Origin of the sequence: Ruthenibacterium lactatiformans, assembly GCF_000949455.1 — a bacterium.
GTDB classification, from domain to species: Bacteria; Bacillota; Clostridia; order Oscillospirales; family Ruminococcaceae; genus Ruthenibacterium; species Ruthenibacterium lactatiformans.
Window position 1 is genome coordinate 56,581 of record NZ_JXXK01000018.1, and the last position, 15,795, is coordinate 72,375.

General features: G+C 53.7%; 14 protein-coding genes and 2 pseudogenes. 7 read left to right on the forward strand and 9 right to left on the reverse strand.

Going from position 1 to position 15,795, the window contains the following annotated elements; all coding sequences use genetic code 11:
* Positions 1-62 precede the first annotated feature (62 nt).
* Positions 63-686: a cytidylate kinase-like family protein gene (locus tag TQ39_RS12450; RefSeq protein WP_009321982.1), complete on the reverse strand. Its 624-nt coding sequence runs from the start codon at positions 684-686 to the stop codon at positions 63-65.
* Positions 687-1,129: 443 nt separating this feature from the next.
* On the opposite strand from TQ39_RS12450, the gene TQ39_RS12455 reads away from it, so the two are divergent.
* The 5 genes from TQ39_RS12455 to TQ39_RS20910 all read left to right on the forward strand — a co-directional run bounded on the left by TQ39_RS12455 (position 1,130) and on the right by TQ39_RS20910 (position 4,224).
* On the forward strand, positions 1,130-1,600 hold the full coding sequence (locus TQ39_RS12455; protein WP_050005738.1) for a pyridoxamine 5'-phosphate oxidase family protein: 471 nt from the start codon (positions 1,130-1,132) through the stop codon (positions 1,598-1,600).
* Positions 1,601-2,037: 437 nt separating this feature from the next.
* On the forward strand, positions 2,038-2,352 hold the full coding sequence (locus TQ39_RS20335) for an ArsR/SmtB family transcription factor (protein WP_082052243.1): 315 nt from the start codon (positions 2,038-2,040) through the stop codon (positions 2,350-2,352).
* 90 nt (positions 2,353-2,442) lie between these two features.
* Complete coding sequence (locus tag TQ39_RS12460) at positions 2,443-3,444, forward strand: permease (protein WP_050005739.1); 1,002 nt, start codon at positions 2,443-2,445, stop codon at positions 3,442-3,444.
* A 19-nt stretch (positions 3,445-3,463) separates the two neighbouring features.
* The gene (locus TQ39_RS12465; protein WP_050005740.1) at positions 3,464-3,808 is read left to right on the forward strand and encodes a thioredoxin family protein; all 345 of its coding nucleotides are present in this window, start codon (positions 3,464-3,466) and stop codon (positions 3,806-3,808) included.
* A gap of 248 nt (positions 3,809-4,056) precedes the next feature.
* Entirely contained in the window at positions 4,057-4,224 is a 168-nt protein-coding gene (locus TQ39_RS20910) for a hypothetical protein (protein WP_009321977.1), read from the forward strand.
* A gap of 200 nt (positions 4,225-4,424) precedes the next feature.
* On the opposite strand, the gene TQ39_RS12470 is transcribed toward TQ39_RS20910, so the two are convergent.
* The gene (locus tag TQ39_RS12470; protein WP_050005760.1) at positions 4,425-5,693 is read right to left on the reverse strand and encodes an MFS transporter; all 1,269 of its coding nucleotides are present in this window, start codon (positions 5,691-5,693) and stop codon (positions 4,425-4,427) included.
* A gap of 147 nt (positions 5,694-5,840) precedes the next feature.
* Between TQ39_RS12470 and TQ39_RS20340 the strand changes: the two are divergent.
* Together TQ39_RS20340 and TQ39_RS12480 are read left to right on the forward strand one after the other, a co-directional pair.
* A pseudogene (locus tag TQ39_RS20340) lies at positions 5,841-6,559 on the forward strand (IS5 family transposase).
* A gap of 50 nt (positions 6,560-6,609) precedes the next feature.
* A pseudogene (locus TQ39_RS12480) lies at positions 6,610-6,914 on the forward strand (transposase); the annotation flags it as partial.
* A 170-nt stretch (positions 6,915-7,084) separates the two neighbouring features.
* On the opposite strand, the gene TQ39_RS12485 reads toward TQ39_RS12480, so the two are convergent.
* The 7 genes from TQ39_RS12485 to TQ39_RS21680 all read right to left on the reverse strand — a co-directional run bounded on the left by TQ39_RS12485 (position 7,085) and on the right by TQ39_RS21680 (position 14,868).
* On the reverse strand, positions 7,085-7,873 hold the full coding sequence (locus TQ39_RS12485) for a hypothetical protein (RefSeq protein WP_156146295.1): 789 nt from the start codon (positions 7,871-7,873) through the stop codon (positions 7,085-7,087).
* A 207-nt stretch (positions 7,874-8,080) separates the two neighbouring features.
* Entirely contained in the window at positions 8,081-9,517 is a 1,437-nt protein-coding gene (locus TQ39_RS12490; protein WP_050005743.1) for a GntP family permease, read from the reverse strand.
* 105 nt (positions 9,518-9,622) lie between these two features.
* On the reverse strand, positions 9,623-10,495 hold the full coding sequence (locus tag TQ39_RS12495) for a sugar phosphate isomerase/epimerase family protein (protein WP_050005744.1): 873 nt from the start codon (positions 10,493-10,495) through the stop codon (positions 9,623-9,625).
* A gap of 13 nt (positions 10,496-10,508) precedes the next feature.
* Positions 10,509-11,591 (reverse strand): Gfo/Idh/MocA family protein, encoded by a 1,083-nt coding sequence (locus TQ39_RS12500; protein WP_050005745.1) that lies wholly within the window; start codon positions 11,589-11,591, stop codon positions 10,509-10,511.
* 22 nt (positions 11,592-11,613) lie between these two features.
* Positions 11,614-13,332, reverse strand: a complete 1,719-nt coding sequence (gene ilvD, locus TQ39_RS12505; protein ID WP_050005746.1) for a dihydroxy-acid dehydratase — start codon at positions 13,330-13,332, stop codon at positions 11,614-11,616.
* A 404-nt stretch (positions 13,333-13,736) separates the two neighbouring features.
* Positions 13,737-14,438 (reverse strand): FadR/GntR family transcriptional regulator, encoded by a 702-nt coding sequence (locus tag TQ39_RS12510; RefSeq protein WP_069955740.1) that lies wholly within the window; start codon positions 14,436-14,438, stop codon positions 13,737-13,739.
* A gap of 328 nt (positions 14,439-14,766) precedes the next feature.
* The gene (locus tag TQ39_RS21680) at positions 14,767-14,868 is read right to left on the reverse strand and encodes a type II toxin-antitoxin system PemK/MazF family toxin (protein ID WP_242853492.1); all 102 of its coding nucleotides are present in this window, start codon (positions 14,866-14,868) and stop codon (positions 14,767-14,769) included.
* Positions 14,869-15,795 lie beyond the last annotated feature (927 nt).

Consider the following 15,795-nt stretch of genomic DNA (forward strand, 5'->3'; position numbering starts at 1 on the left):
CATGAAAACAGCCGGAAAGGAATCTTCCCTTCCGGCTGTTTTCATTTTCTTTCCGCCGCGGCTCAGTCCTCGAAGCACACGTTCATATATCCCATAATGAAGCGGATGATCTTCTCCTCACCCATATGGTCGGAATCGAAGCAGATGTCATAATGGCCGGCGTCGCGCCAGTCGCTGCCCGTGAAAGCGCGGTAATAGTCCGCGCGGCGTTTGTCCACCTGGCGCATGTGGCGGCGCGCCTCGGCCTCAGAGAGGTTGTGGCGCTGCATGACGCGGCGCACGCGCACTTCCTCCGGCGCGTGGATGAACACACGCAGCACATTGGGCCGGTCGCGCAAAATAAAGTCCGCGCAGCGGCCGATCATCACACAGCTCTCGTTCTGCGCCAGGCCCAGCATCACCTTGGCCTGATAGCGGAACAGGTTCTCGTTGGAAACAAAGTTGTCGCTGTCCGGCGGGATGACCTCGCCGTTGTAAGCGTCCTTGGCCACGCGGAACAGCAGACTGCTGCGGAAGCTTTTCTCCGCGTTGGCAAACAGTTGTTCGTTGATGCCGCTGTCATCGGCGGCCATGCGCAGGATATCCCGGTTGTAAAAAGGGATGCCCAGGCGCCCGGCCAACGCCTCGCCGATGGCGCGGCCGTTGCTTCCGTTTTCCCTGGCGATGGTGATCACGTAATTTTTCATAACGTTCCCTCCCTGAAACAGCAGCTTTTTTCACTTTCAGTATAGGCGAACAGAGCGCAAAAATCAACCGCTTTTCACGGTTTTCCCCGGTAAAAAACAAAGCGGCCGCGCCCATTCCTGGATGGGGAACAGACGCGGCCATGGCCGGCGCGAAGTGGGATGCGCCGGGAGTCTATTTTACCATGTCGAACGGTGTCGAATCAAGTTAAAAAGCCCGTCTCCCCTAAGATTCCGTTGTTTTTTGCAAAAAAGCACCGCTGCTGCAAAAAGCAGAGCAGTGCGCCGGGCAGCGCGGCCGCAAATCCGCCTGGCTTCCACGGCCGTAAATCAAAAAATTTGATTTTCCATGCCTGCCGGCGGCACAGGCAACACATATTTTGTAAAGTTGCCTCAACCGGTTCCTTTGTGTTATCATGAAACAAAACCAATGAGGAGTGAGGCACATGCGGCGTACGGACCGCGAGATCACAGATGCAGAAAAAATCACACAAATCATCCAGACCTGCCATTGCTGCCGCCTCGGCTTCTGCGACAACGGCGCGGTGTATATCGTGCCGCTGAATTTCGGCTACGCCGAGGAAAACGGAAAGCGGGTGTTCTATTTTCACAGCGCTAAAAGCGGGCGGAAGCTGGATCTTATCGCCGGGGCGCCCTCCGTCGGCTTTGAGCTGGACGTAAACTACGCGCTGGTAGAGGGCGAGGAAGCCTGCCGGCATACCGCCCGGTTTCAAAGCGTTATCGGCACGGGGCGCGTTTCCTTTGTGGAGGAGGCCGCGCAGAAAGAAGCGGCTTTGCAGGCTCTGATGCTGCACAATACCGGAAAAGACGGCTGGACGTTTTCCGGCGCGATGTTGGATTCCGTCCGCGTGTTTAAGCTGGAGGTCGAAACGCTGTCGTGCAAGGAGCATGAATGATTTTGCAGTAAAATCGTCCTTCCCGGTGGGTTCTCATAAGACAGTATTAGAAAACTACTAAATTACGGCATCTGTCAGGCAGGCGCGGTTTTTTGAAGGGGGTATCCTGTCATTCCCCATGCCTGAAAATCAAACTACTATCACCATTTAATACTCATGCGGTTCACCAAGAGACATACTAAAAAAATTGCTATGCTGTAAATCACACAAGGAACAGGCGCGTTAACGGCCTGTGAGGCAGGGTTCGGGGAAGCTTCTCAACAGGTATTTTTGCAGGGCTGACAGCCCCGCAAAACAGCAAGCGTGTCCATTTTGCGTTGCTTGCGGTTTCGTGCAAGGTGTAAACGCTACTAAAATAATTTGCAGAGCGCTATTGACAAACGAGATAATGGTGCATATACTGTTCACATCAAAACTTTTTAATATGAGGCAAACACATGAGAACTTACCAAGAAAGCGCAAGGGTGTTTAAAGCCCTGTGCGACCCAAAACGTCTTGCCATTTTGGAACAACTACGCAGTGGCGAGAAATGCGCTTGTGTTTTACAAGAGCCGATGGATTTAACACAGTCTGGCCTATCTTATCACATGAAAATTCTATGTGATTCCGGGCTTGTGGTGAGTCGTCAAGAGGGTAAATGGACGCATTACCGCTTGAGCGAGACCGGCAAAGATGAAGCGGTGGAGTTACTACTGGCTCTTACCACACCGAACACAGAACGGGTATGTGAATGCCCCTCATGTGATAAATAAACGCCATCATAGCAAGATGGCGTTTATCTCGGCACTAAACATCAATTTTTTTTGATATGTTGTCCGGCAAATTGAAAGCGAGGTTTCTCTATGGGTGTGTGGCAATTTATCCAGGATCAAGTGTTCGGCATGAAATGGCTGAATGAGCTAATTGGCAAGGGCCTTTCCAAGCTGGGGCTGGATGTAGGGGAACGTATAGGAGGAAGTATTCAGTTTTTCTTCTATGATGTGTTAAAAATCACGGTGCTGCTCTGCCTTTTGATTTTCGTAATTTCCTACATTCAAAGTTACTTTCCGCCGGAACGAAGCAAGCGGATATTGAGCCGGTTCCATGGTGTCGGTGCAAATATCATATCTGCCCTGCTGGGAACTGTGACGCCTTTCTGTTCTTGCTCGTCCATTCCACTTTTTATCGGCTTCACCAGCGCAGGGTTGCCGCTGGGAGTTACATTCTCTTTTCTGATTTCATCCCCTATGGTGGACTTGGGGAGTCTTATTCTTTTAATGAGCATTTTCGGGGCAAAAGTTGCGGTCATCTATGTGATTGTCGGTTTAATGATCGCTGTGGCAGGCGGCACCTTAATTGAAAAACTACACATGGAACCGTATGTGGAGGAATTTGTCCGTGCTGCCGGCGGCGTGGATATTGAATCTCCTACCCTGACGAAACGGGAACGAATACAATATACCAGAGAACAGGTCATTTCCACATTCAAAAAAGTATTTCCATACATTTTGGTTGGTGTGGGAATTGGCGCAATCATTCACAACTGGATTCCAGAAAGCTGGATTGAAGCGGTATTAGGCGGTAACAATCCCTTTGGTGTTGTTCTTGCCACGCTGGTGGGTATCCCCATGTATGCGGATATTTTTGGTACAATCCCGGTGGCAGAAGCCCTGCTCTATAAGGGCGCACAACTCGGCACAATTTTGTCCTTTATGATGGCTGTCACAACACTGAGTTTGCCGTCCTTGATTATGCTTCGCAAGGCTGTGAAGCCGAAGCTGCTGGCGCTGTTTATTGGTATTTGCACTATCGGTATCATCCTTGTGGGCTACCTGTTCAATGCGTTTCAATTTTTGCTTATATAATTTTCAGGAGGAATCAATTATGGGACTTTTTAACAAGAAAAAAGAAGAAACGAACTCCTGCTGCTGTGTGGGAAACTGCACCCCAAAAACAATGGCAAAAACAGAAGCGTCTAAGTCTGGCGTTGGGGTGAAGGTGCTGGGAAGTGGCTGCGTTAAATGCAAAACTCTGGAAAATGCTACCCGTGAAGCTCTTGTGGAATTGGGAATGGATACAACCGTCGGCCATGTAACGGACTTTTCACAAATCGCCGCTTACGGAGTTATGACTACTCCTGCGCTGGTTGTGGACGGGAAAGTCGTGTCTTATGGCAAGGTGTTAACAAAGAAAGAAGCTAAAACCATCATTGCGGATGCAAGGAGGTAACGCTGTGCTTTTCTATCCGTCTCCTTGGCTTTTCAAAAAAGCCACTCTCCAGGGCGGATAGAGATTGCCCAAGGATACGAAAATCATCGTAATACACAGCATTTGAAAATAACGCCCGTTTCTCCTGCGTCCGTACAGCTTTAAGCTGTGCGGGCGCTTTCCTATGCTCTGAGACACTTTGTCTCCAGGCGCCCCGCCTGCCTTTTGTTTCGATTCACCCAACCAAAAAATCAAAACGGAGGAATAAAATGCCAGCCATCAACCTGAAAGATTTTTTCTGCCGGTACACTACGGACAAGTTCATTGATGTTTCGGAAAAAGGTCCTGAAGAGCTTCGGACGGATAAGCGGTACGAGGCAACCCAGAGTATCCGAATCACTTATGCTCCGTGGGCTTTATTCCGCTGGAAGAGCTGACAAAAGCAGGAACGGCATGATTCATAGGCCATGCCGCTCCCCAAAACTTCACTCACTTTTTTATGGCACCCCGCCTAAGGCGCTGTTCCGCTTGTTTTCAAGGTGCCGGTCAACACAAAAAAGCGTCCGAAAACCGTATAAAACATAAGAAAACACCCATTGACGCCTAAAACACAGGAAAATCAGCCGCAGCGGCATTTCTACCTTTCCTCCACCTGCGGCTCCTGGATGCGGCCTATGACAAACATTGCCGTGACAAATAACAGGAGTGTGAAAACGAAAGGCAGGCGGCGGTCCATACTGGAGAGCCACCCGGCCAGATAACCAAAAGGAGAGGAGAGGGCAACTGTGGAGGCCATGATAAGGGCATTCAGGCGTGCCCGTTCCTGCGGAGTGATGTTGAGCTGGAGAAGCGCGTCCTTACGCGGATTCACCAGCGCTGCCGCCACAGCGGCAATAAACACATACAACAGCACAAAGCCCAGTCTGTCCGCAGGAGAGAAGATCAGCACCAAGGCAGCCACGACGTACAACGCCAGCCCGATCCACAGCGGGATGCGAAATTTCGTGGCATTGATGCGGTGCTGAAGCCCTATCATAAAAATCAGTATGACAGCCGCGTTCAAAATGGGGAACAGCGCCAGAAAGTTTTCCGAAAGCCCCAGCCGCTGTGTCACATACAGACCAAAAAAGTTTGTGCTCACCATGTTGGTGACATACAGGATCACAGAAACAGCCACTGCTTTGAGCACACCCCTATTCTTCAGCATACCGGGAATCAACTGGCGGTATTCCCCCAGCATATGAAAAACAGATATTCCCCTTGTCTCTGCGCGCCGGATTTTGCCCTGCTTCGTTTCATGGCAAAACCGGAAGGTGATGAGCGTTTTCAGGATCATTGTCAGCGCAAAAAGAAAATACAGCACCCGTACTACCGGCACGATCGAATACGAACGGACGAACAGACCGGAAAGCGGCGCAAAAAAGATGGCCACCAATCCGCCAATATTTACCCAGGTATAGATTCCTACCAGATCCTTTGGGCGTGCGTCCTCAATCAACAGGCAGTACCATGCCGTCTGATTGATCTGCTCAAAGCAATTCAGGATTGCAGCGGCCAAAAACAGCCAGAAATTGTTCGAAACAGCCCACACCAGGCAGGCCAGCACCCATCCGAAAAAATCCCCCATCATGGTAGTGAATTTTCGTCCCAGCTTGTCAGACAAAATGCCCCCCAAAAAGGAAAACAACACCTGGACTGCCATCGTGACGGAGAGAATCAGGCCAATCTGCACATCTGTGATGCCCTGTGTGTACATATAAAGAGTGGCGAACGGTGCGATAAGGTTGTAAGGGACGCCCCACAGCGGTTCGATCAGCACAAGCGTACGCGGATTCCCCCCATTGTCGGCCAGCACCTGAATGAGAGGATGTGCCTTCAGACTTCTTATTTTTGATTCCAGACTCATATACAACATCCCGGCTTTATCCAAATTTCCCGCTTATTCTATCATACTTCCAAACAAACGGAAAGAGGGCAGCATTTCTTCTTCCTAAATAGTGTTTACACGAGTAATGTGGTAAAATAGGCCAATAGCTCAGAAAGAGGTGTTCCTATGAGCAATGAACAACAACGCCATGACAGCCGTGATCAGGTATGGAATCTGCCGGAGCCTCATCGTTCAGGACAGCGAGGGCAATGGGGCGGCACAGCACAAGATAACCGGCGGTCTATCAATGGCGTATTTTGGATTTTACACACAGGAGCACATGGCGGGGGTTGCCGCCGTGCTACGGGAAATGGGGTACTGTATATCAGCATTTTCGCAGATGAGCCTGATTTGGAATGGCCGATGATTGATGTCAGCCACTGTAAGGTACATCCACATGCAGCAGAAGCCAAAAGCGGTAATCAGGACATGAGTCGTACAAAAGGAGACTCAATACCAAGATTCACCTTGTCGTGGATGCAAATGGTATGCCGGTCCGAGTACATGTTACAGAGGGTATTCGAGCTGATTGCCAAGAAGCTATTCACCTGATTGGGGGAATAGCTGCGGAAACATTATTGACTGATCGTGGTCATGGCACCAACCCGATTATTTCTTATGCTGCTGGTGCTGGGATGAACGTCGTCATTCCGATCAAACGAGATCGCAGATAACAGCGGAAGTATGGCCGTTATTTGTATCGGCTTCGTCATTTGTTGGGGAATGCTTTTCTGCACTTGAAATACTGGCGTGGTATTGCCACTCGACACGCAAAAAATACAGCATCCTTTTTGGCAGCAGTACAAATTCGTTGCATTGCTATTTGGTGTGCCGTTTCAGCCTAATCTTGTGTAGACACCATTTAGGAAAAGGCCCGGGCCATGGTGGAGGAACTTCCATGAAGCTGAAAGAAGCCGTCAAAAAGGCGGAGGAGAGCATTGAGGAGACGCTTGCCTGCTGCGACTTCCCCAGCGAACACTGGGCACGCATCCACATCAACAATGCCATTGAGAGGCTGAACCGGGAAATTCGTCGCCACAACCGTAGGGTGGGCAGTTTCCCGAATGGTAAATCTGCCCCCATGCCAGTCTGCGCACGGCTGCGCAATGTAATGCGGCCGGTGTCCAGTTGGGCAACAGGAATTACATGAACATGAAGCACCTAAGGGATGCCATTGAGAATGCCTCCATTACCGGCTGACTTCATTCATGTCAGGGTCTGCAAACCAAAGTGCGAAAAGTTTTTGACACAACCATATCTACAAGGCCACGAAGAAAATGATGGTGTGGAAAAAATAAACTTTCCGATAAGACCGCAAGGCCCGGGGCAGTGAAGCCTCAGGCCTTGCTTTTTTATATCGCTCACAGGTATCAAAGTGCACGCGCAAGCTCGCCGTAGCAGGTACCGCCACTGTTCTCAAGGAGATATTCGCGGCTTTTCTCCATGCCTGTCCGGTCGCCCCTGTGGCGCAGCGCCAGTGCGATACGGTACTGCACATCCAGCCGGTGCAGCGGTGCACGGCTGCTCTCAAAATCCTTTTGAAGCGCTCCCACATCTGCGTGCCTTCCCCGGGCAATATCCATGCAGAGCTGCAGATAGCCCAGCGTATGGCGCGCCTTTTGTACGAATTCCTTTTTGCAGTTCCTGTCTGCTGCAATGCGCCGCAGCTCGTCCATGGCTGTCTGCGCCCGATCCATCTCGCCCGCCGCCAGAAAGCAGGTAGCTTTGTTGCCGGCCACAAGACCCCGCATCTCCAGCGCCTTCTCCGGCGGCTGCACATCTTCCAGCACCGCCAGTGCCTGCTGCGGCTGACCGCCGTAGAGATATCCGTTGGCAATATGCACCAGCGTGGTGCAGCGGTTGGAAGCATCCATCCTTTTTTTCCGCAGGGGCAGCAGTGCCTGCAGGAAAGCCGACGGGTCGAGTGCTTCATACAGCAGCAGAAGGCGTTTCTGATACTCCCGCGCGGCCATGAGCCGGGCTATATACAATGCGATATTCACAGCGATAAAGGCGGCCAGCAGCGCGACGATTGCCCTGTTGAAGAGCGAGGCCGCACGGCCCGCCATATACAGCCAGGCAGAAATGCCTGCCGCTGCGCCCAAAACAGCGCCGCCCGTCCAGGCGACACACCTGCTTTTCAGAAATGCATTGATCATGTTTTCCTCCTCTGCATCAATACGGCCGCAGCCGTATACGTCCATACACAGGCAAATGCTCCACGCACCCCTCTCCCGGCAGCAACAGCACGCCGGAAAAACAGCGCAAGGCGGCGCCCGGACATCCCGGCCGCCGCTTTGCTGCAGCCACCGTTCTTCCGCCCCTGCCGGCAGAGCAGCGGGGCCGCACCGGCGACTCTTGCCTTTTTATGCCACCAAGCCGACCATCGTCAGCACAGCCAGCACCGCAAATGCTACGATACCGCCCAGAGCGTTGGTGGTGGTGAAGTATTTGAGGCCCTGCTTTGTATCAAAGCCATACAGGGAAGTGAAGATCCAAAAGCCGCTGTTATTCACATGCCAGCCCACCATGGAACCCGCACCAATGGCCAGAGCGGCCACCACCGGGCTCATGCCCAGCACGGGAACCAGTGCTGCCATAAGGCCAGCGGCCGTCATGGAGGCAGTCGTCATGGAACCACAGACCGTCATCAAAATGGCTGCCAGCAGGAACGGCACCAGGATCGCCGGGAAATTGGTGGCTGCAATAGCGTTGCCGATGGTCTGGATCGCCTCATTCTCGCGCAGGATACCACCCATGGCGCCACCCATAGCTGTGATGAGCAGAGCACTGATGGCGATGTTGAGCGCACGGCCGACCCAGTTGTTCATCACGATCTCAAACCAACTGCTCTTCTCGCTCACCTTGCAGCCGTTGCCGTCCACATTTGCCTTATCCACAACCTTCTTTTTGCGGCCGAATATAAGCATTCCCACAGCAATGATGCCGCAGAACAGCGCCAGAACCGTGTTGCCGAAAGTGTTGAAAAAGGTGTAGGCACCGCTTCCCTCGCTCACCAGCAGCTTGCCGATGGAACCAACAGCGATCATCACGGCAGGCAGCAGAAGAGGCAGGAAGGAAGCTGCCGCCTTTGGCGTATTCTCTTCCTTGATGAGCAAAGCGTCCACAGAGGATGTGTCCTCCACAGCCTCGATGCCCTCGGTGTAGGAAGCCAGCGGCTCGATGTACTCGCATTTGGAATAGATCGGGGTAAGCACAAAATAGCACACTGCGAAGGAGATGACAGAGCACACGAGACCCCACAAAATCACAGTGCCGATGTCGGCGCCCAGCAACACAGATACCGCGAGGATACCGGGCGTGGGCGGCACAAGGCCGTGCGTCAGCGTCAGGCCCAGATTGACGAATGGCGCCACCTGTGTCATGCTCATTTTCTTGCGCTTGGCGAGGATGGCAGAGATGGGCGCGTTCAGAATAATGGCGATATCGCCGAACACAGGTATGCTCATGATGAAGCCGGTGAGCGCCGGAGCCAACTCAAGGCGTTTGCCCTTGAAAAGGCGGATGAAGAAGTTCACCATGCTGGTGGCGGCGCCGGTATCGCTGATGCCGGCGGCAATGACAGCGCCGAAGATGATCATGACGCCGATGCTGCCCAGCGTGGAACCAAAATAGCTGGTGATGGAACTGAAGGTGTCCACCAGGCTTTTGCCGGACGCTATTCCGCAGAACGTCGCTGTGATGAACAGCACCATCACAGGGTGCATCTTGAACTTCAAGGTCAGTACTGTGAGGATGATGATCGCAGCGATCAACATGAACACAAACGCTAAAGGTGACATAGTATTCCTCCTCGTTCAATTAAATTATACAGGACTGTATCGAACACCCGCCTTCTCTGCCAGGCGAGGTGCATCCACTGTTGACAGACGAAAAAGCCATCCTTTTCAAAGGCATCCGTTTTCGGCCAGCGCCGCGCGCGTCGTCTTATATGCATTGGGAATCACCCATTCGGGCGTCTTTGCCCAATATTCGGGCCGGAAGGTCTCCACAGAGACTATGCCGCTGTAACCTGCCGCCTTCAGCTCCTGCAGGAACGCGCCGGTATCCACCACGCCCCGGCCGCAGAAGCAGCGTTTGTCCTGGCCGCGCTGTGCCTCGGGCACATCGTCCGCGCTCATAAGGTGAACGGCGAATATCTTTTCCGGCTGCACGCTTCCAATGGCCGAAAAGTCGTTGCACCCACCGTTGAGAAAAATATTGTAGGAGTCGAACACAAAGCCCACATTTGGCCGGTCTACAGCGCGCACTACAGCGTCTGCCTGCCCGATGCTGCGGACGCTTGAGCGTTCAAAGCCGACGAGCTCAAAGCACAGGTTCATATCATATGGTTCCGCCCGCCGGGAAAGCTCCTTGAGGATACGCACACAATTCGAAAATGTGTCTTCCCAGCTGCCTGTATACGGGCCGCCTGCCGGTTCGCGCTGAAGCGGCGGCACAATGATAAAGTAATGGCTGCCGATGGCTCTCCCCACCTCACAACCAAGCCGGAACTCCTCCAAAAGCTCCTTTTGACGTGCTTCGTCGTCGCCCTCGCTCAAAAATTCCGGATACAGATAGAGCGCATTAAAGGCATGCGGCTTCAGCCGGCTCGTGCAAAAAAATGCCGCCAACTCCTCCACCGTATGGCGTTTGAGATAATCTGTCAGCATGTCAAGGCGGATCTCGATATAATCGAACCCGGCCTTTTCGCACAGCACGAGGTCCTGCTCCAGTGTAGAGCAATCCCTCGCACACGCCTCATTGTAAGAGATAAACATTTTCCCTGCCCCCTTATTTCAGCGGGAATTTAATGATGGCGTTATCCTTCGTGCTTCGGTAGATGGCTGTGAACAGCTCCACCGTGCGTCTGCCCTCTGTGGCGTCCACCAGCGGCTTTTTGCCACTCTGCACAGCCTCGAGGAAATCTTTGATCTGCTCGCGGTGATAGTAATACATGGAGTCCACACTGTTGAAGAAGTCGCTGTCCTCCTTTTTCCACACAGGCAGCATTTCCTCTTCGCCAGGCACCGTCCACAAATCATTTACAGGCGGTTCTGTTATAGACGTCATGCCCGCGATGAACATCGCGCCGCCATCGGTCTGCACACCTGCGGCCGCACCGTTCTCACCGAAAATGTGCACCCTGCCGTACAGCGCCGGGTTCTGGCTGTTACTCACAACGATATTGCCCACAGCGCCGCTTTTGAATTTAACCACAGCCACAGCCGTGTCCTCCACCTCGATATAAGGGTGGTTGAGGTTCTTCCAGACGCCGTATACTTCGTCCACCTCGCCCATGTACCACAGCAGCAGATCCAGCTGATGGGGCGCCTGGTTCACCAGCACGCCGCCTCCCTCGCCTTTCCACGTGCCGCGCCAGGGGTCGCTGTTATAATAAGCCTCGTCGCGCCAGCCCAGCATCGTCACCATTCCCAGCACGGGACGGCCCAGCTTCCCATCCTCGATGGCCTTGTGGATGCGCATGCAGGGGCGGTAAAAACGGCGCTGCACCATCGTGCCTACAGTGACATGATTACGCTTCTCCGCCGCGATGATGGCGTCGCAGTCCTCAAGGCTGGAAGCCAGAGGCTTTTCCACAAGCACATTGCAGCCGCAGTCCGCAGCCGCCACGGCCGGACTGGCATGCAGTGGGTGCGGAGTACAGATGCTCACCACATCCAGCCTCGCATCGCGGCACATTGTGGCCACATCCGTATACGCCTTCACACCATAGCGTGACGCAAAGGCCTCCGCACGCGCGCTGTCTGCATCACAGACAGCGACAAATTCGCTCTGGGGCAACTCCGCATAGACCTTGGCATGAAAATCGCCCACCTTTCCACACCCAATGATACCGGTTCTCAGCTTTTCCATGGGGCTTCATCACTCCTCATTTTCACTTCATGTAGCCGCCCTTCATCGGGCCGACCGCATGTTCGGAATAGATTTTCAAAACACCGCTCTGATACCGCAACGGCCTGGGCTGCCACGCGGCTCTGCGCTCCTTCAGTATCCCGTCCATCTCCTCGGGCGTTTTCCGCTCGCCCCGCACACCCACTATGGCCAGCACCCGCGCAGGGATATCGATTTGGATAAGGTCCCCCTCCTCTACCAGCGCGATGGGACCGCCTTCGGCCGCCTCCGGCGAAACATGCCCGATAGCCGGGCCCTTGGACGCGCCGGAAAAACGGCCGTCCGTAATGAGAGCGATGGTCTTGCCCAGCTCCGGGTCGGAGGATATCGCCTCCGTGGTATAGAACATCTCCGGCATTCCGCTGCCCTTGGGTCCTTCATAGCGGATAAACACCGCATCTCCTGGCTTGATGTCGTGGGCGATGACGGCGGCAATGGCGTCCTCCTCGCAGTCGAAAGGGCGGGCGCGCAAAAGCGCCTTGTGCATCTCTACCGGCACGGCCGAATGCTTCACAACAGCCCCTTCGGGCGCCAGATTCCCGCGCAGAATGGCGATGGTCCCCTTATCTCCGATTGGGGCGTCAAACGGACGAATGATATCTTCTTTTTTGACCCCTGTCTTTTTAAGATATTCCGCGCATTTTTCGTAATAGCCGCCGGCCTTCAGCCCGTCCAGGTTCTCGCCCAGCGTTTTTCCAGTGACGGTCATCACATCGAGGTGGAGCAGGTGACGCACCTCTTCCATGATGGCGGGCACGCCGCCCGCATAATAGACATATTCTGACGGCCAGCGTCCGGCGGGGCGCACATCCAGCAGATAATGAGCACTCTTATGGATGCGCTCGAATGTGTCGGCATCGATCTCAATGCCGAATTCATGGGCGATGGCCGGAAGATGCAGGATGGCGTTTGTAGAGCCGGAAATTGCCGCGTGCACGATAATGGCGTTTTCAAAGCTCTCCCGCGTCACGATATCGCGGGCCGTCAAGCCGCGCTTTGCCAGCTCCACAGCCTGTGCGCCCGCTTTTCTGGCCACTTCCACAAGATCCGCGCTGGTGGCCGGCAAAAGCGCGCTGCCCGGCAGTGTAAGGCCCAGCGCCTCGCACATCACCTGCATCGTGCCCGCCGTGCCCATAAAGCTGCATGCACCGCAAGAGGGGCAGGCATGGTGCTTATAATAAGTGAGCTGCGCCTCACTGATCTCACCGCGCTGACACATGGCACTGTAGGCACCGATCTGCTCCAGTGTCAGCAGGTCCGGCCCGGCCTCCATAACGCCGCCTGTCACCACGACAGCTGGCAGGTCTGTTCGGCCGATCCCCATTAGAAGGCCCGGCAGCCCCTTGTCGCAGCTGGCGATGAATACCCCGGCATCGAAGGGAGTGGCGTTGTTGTGGATCTCCACCATATTGGCGATCATGTCGCGGCTGGCCAAAGAATAATTGATACCGTCATGGCCCTGTGCCATGCCGTCGCAGATATCCGTTGTGAAATAGCGCGCGGCCCGGCCGCCTGCGGCTGCCACACCTGCAGCCGCTGTATCCACAAATTTCAGCAGATGCGCGCTTCCCGGATGGCTGTCTCCAAAGGTGCTCTCGATAATGACCTTCGGTTTTTCTAAATCTTCCAGCTTCCAGCCCATCCCGAGGCGCAACGGGTCCATTTCAGGCGCCAGACGGCGCACCTCCTCGCTGTGATACATACGCACACCCTCTCCTTCTTGTTTCCATTCTCCATATCATTATCATTTATCAGACATCAGACGTCTTATGTTTCGCTTATAAATTAACAAATCTTCACCGGCAAGTCAAGGCTTTTTTCGAACTTTGTGGAAGACCACAAAGTTATACTTCATTTTTTATCGCTTTGCACGAAAACATTCAAAGGTCTTTTCTGAAAGAAACAGACAAACCGGGCCGCCGTTCTGCAGGCCTCTACCGATGCTTTGCCCCGATGAAAAGCGCCGCAGAATCTCGCTGGAGAACGCCCCTGCTCCTCTGCCGATTGGTACATGGCCCAAAAGCGCCAGAAAAAGCAAAGCCGATCCCTGTACGTGTATAAACGCACAGAGACCGGCCTCTTTTTTACTCTTGTTAAAGCACTGCGTCAGCTGTCGTCATCCGGCAGCGCCTCGATGCTTCGCCGATTGTCTTCCAGATGCACGCGCATCGCCTGCCGGGCAGCTTCGGAGTCGCGCGCGCGAATGGCATCCACAACAGCCTGATGAGTGCGCAGCGACTGCATCTGCAGCGCACGCTTCGTGATATCGATAAAAAGAGGAATAGCCTGGCTCAGAATGGGGACCAAATTTGGCATGATCGCGTTGCGCGTACACGCCGCCCAAAGCGTATGCAGCTGCTGATCCAGCGCTCCATAGTTTTCATTTCGGCGCACCTTTTCCTCAATGGCGTCGCACAGCGCCTGCATTCGAGCAATCTCTTCCTCTGTCGCCTTTTGTGCGGCCAGCGCAGCGATCTCTGGCTCGATCATAAGGCGCACCTCGCACAGATCGAGGCCCAGCCGCTTTTTGTCCGGCTGAAAACGCAGCCCCAGAGGATCCTGCACAAGGCCGGTCTGCTCGCACACAAACGTGCCGTTCCCTCGATGGACCTCCAGAATATTGCGGCTCACAAGCGCCTTCGTCGCCTCGCGCACTGTGCTACGTCCCACACCAAGGCGCTGCGCCAGCTCATACTCGCTGGGCAAGCGGTCGCCGGGCTTGAACTCCCCCAGGACGATAAGCTTCTCAATCTCCTCGGAGACGAGCTGAGGCAACGGCTTGCTCGTCTGCTTTACTTCAGTGAACACGCGGTCTCCTCCCACCTGTGACTATGGCAACCTGCGCACAGCAACACACAACGTGCGTGCCACAGCCGCAGCAATTCTAAAGCATTATACCACAGACTTCCCCTGCACGCAACGCTGTAAGCGCCTTCCGAGGCTTCAATATCTCTCCAGCTGAAGTTGATTCCCAGTACCTCGTCTATCTTGCGCTGCTCGTCCGGCTCAACCTTTCCGCGCGTCGCGCAGACGGCGCTTATCCAGCGCGCACCTGTTCCATTCGCACCACACTATTGCGGGACAGGCCGCCCGTACCCGCCTTGAACCCAATCTACGTGGGCAGATTCGTTTTGTCCTATTTAAAAATGATGACGGCGATGCTCACGTCGCTGTAGCGGTTGCCCGCGTCGTTTTGCACAGCAAGTGTAGGTCGCACACCGCCTTGTTTACTTCCCATCACCGAAACTGAGCTCCGTGCAGAATACATCAGTGCGCTTTGCCTCTCTGTGTTCCCTGTTGCCCATAAAAAACTCCCGGCTAAGAAACATATCGCCTTCGTCACGGATGTTTTCCCCTACAGCAAAAAGTTTTATTTTCCCTAATGTTTATTTCTGCATACAAAGTCTTACCATTGGGTAATACAGTTTCCGTGCGAACCATATCTCCATCTAACTGAGTAATCATATTATTAAGAATATCTCTCAATTGTCTGGTGGTTCTTCCGCGAGTACAAATTGCCGGTCAACGACCGGTTTGAGATCATCGCCCTACGCTATCTTTTGACGGTCAAGCGTTGGTCCACTCTTCCAGAACTGCGGCGGTACAGTTTTACTATTGGCTGTGTCTGCCATGAAATCTGCCGTCAACACCGAGAGGCGTAAGCAGAACTGGCATCGGCATCCACAGACAATCAGCTTGGACGCACCACACAAAGGTATATACGGCGCTCCGCTGCTTGAATGCCTGGCAGGCTGATTCATTGAAATATTGCAGATACTACACTTTGGGAGGGCCCTTATGGCCCTCCCTCTTTTTTTGAAATGATGAAATCATTCTGGTGGCAAGGCGTTCTCATTGCCTACGATGATTCACAGCTTTTCAATGCTCGGGCCGTGACGAAACGCAAGCAATCGAATTCTGAGCCTCTTCAGTGAAGCCCGCCTTGCCTCACCTACGTCGTAAACCTGTTCGCTCGCTCAGATTCAAAAAGCTATACCCTCTGAGAGCCAAAGTTATGGCAGGTCTGTCATACAGCATATTTCCCTTCGCATCCGCATGATGGATCCGTCAAGCTTTTTTCCATCGTGCAGGACTCCCTTTTTGCCCATGACAAAAGAGTCCATCGCTGGCCGCTGCCGTGTAGCGCCAGTTGAACAGAGCTTTG

Bases quoted from the DNA above. Each gene is read 5' to 3' on its own strand.
- TQ39_RS12485 (WP_156146295.1), bottom strand. From the start codon at position 7,873: ATGATCAATGCATTTCTGAAAAGCAGGTGTGTCGCCTGGACGGGCGGC.
- TQ39_RS12455 (WP_050005738.1), top strand. From the start codon at position 1,130: ATGCGGCGTACGGACCGCGAGATCACAGATGCAGAAAAAATCACACAA.
- TQ39_RS12490 (WP_050005743.1), bottom strand. From the start codon at position 9,517: ATGTCACCTTTAGCGTTTGTGTTCATGTTGATCGCTGCGATCATCATC.
- TQ39_RS12465 (WP_050005740.1), top strand. From the start codon at position 3,464: ATGGGACTTTTTAACAAGAAAAAAGAAGAAACGAACTCCTGCTGCTGT.
- TQ39_RS12470 (WP_050005760.1), bottom strand. From the start codon at position 5,693: ATGAGTCTGGAATCAAAAATAAGAAGTCTGAAGGCACATCCTCTCATT.
- TQ39_RS12450 (WP_009321982.1), bottom strand. From the start codon at position 686: ATGAAAAATTACGTGATCACCATCGCCAGGGAAAACGGAAGCAACGGC.
- TQ39_RS20335 (WP_082052243.1), top strand. From the start codon at position 2,038: ATGAGAACTTACCAAGAAAGCGCAAGGGTGTTTAAAGCCCTGTGCGAC.
- ilvD (WP_050005746.1), bottom strand. From the start codon at position 13,332: ATGTATCACAGCGAGGAGGTGCGCCGTCTGGCGCCTGAAATGGACCCG.
- TQ39_RS12500 (WP_050005745.1), bottom strand. From the start codon at position 11,591: ATGGAAAAGCTGAGAACCGGTATCATTGGGTGTGGAAAGGTGGGCGAT.
- TQ39_RS12460 (WP_050005739.1), top strand. From the start codon at position 2,443: ATGGGTGTGTGGCAATTTATCCAGGATCAAGTGTTCGGCATGAAATGG.
- TQ39_RS20910 (WP_009321977.1), top strand. From the start codon at position 4,057: ATGCCAGCCATCAACCTGAAAGATTTTTTCTGCCGGTACACTACGGAC.
- TQ39_RS21680 (WP_242853492.1), bottom strand. From the start codon at position 14,868: ATGGGAAGTAAACAAGGCGGTGTGCGACCTACACTTGCTGTGCAAAAC.
- TQ39_RS12495 (WP_050005744.1), bottom strand. From the start codon at position 10,495: ATGTTTATCTCTTACAATGAGGCGTGTGCGAGGGATTGCTCTACACTG.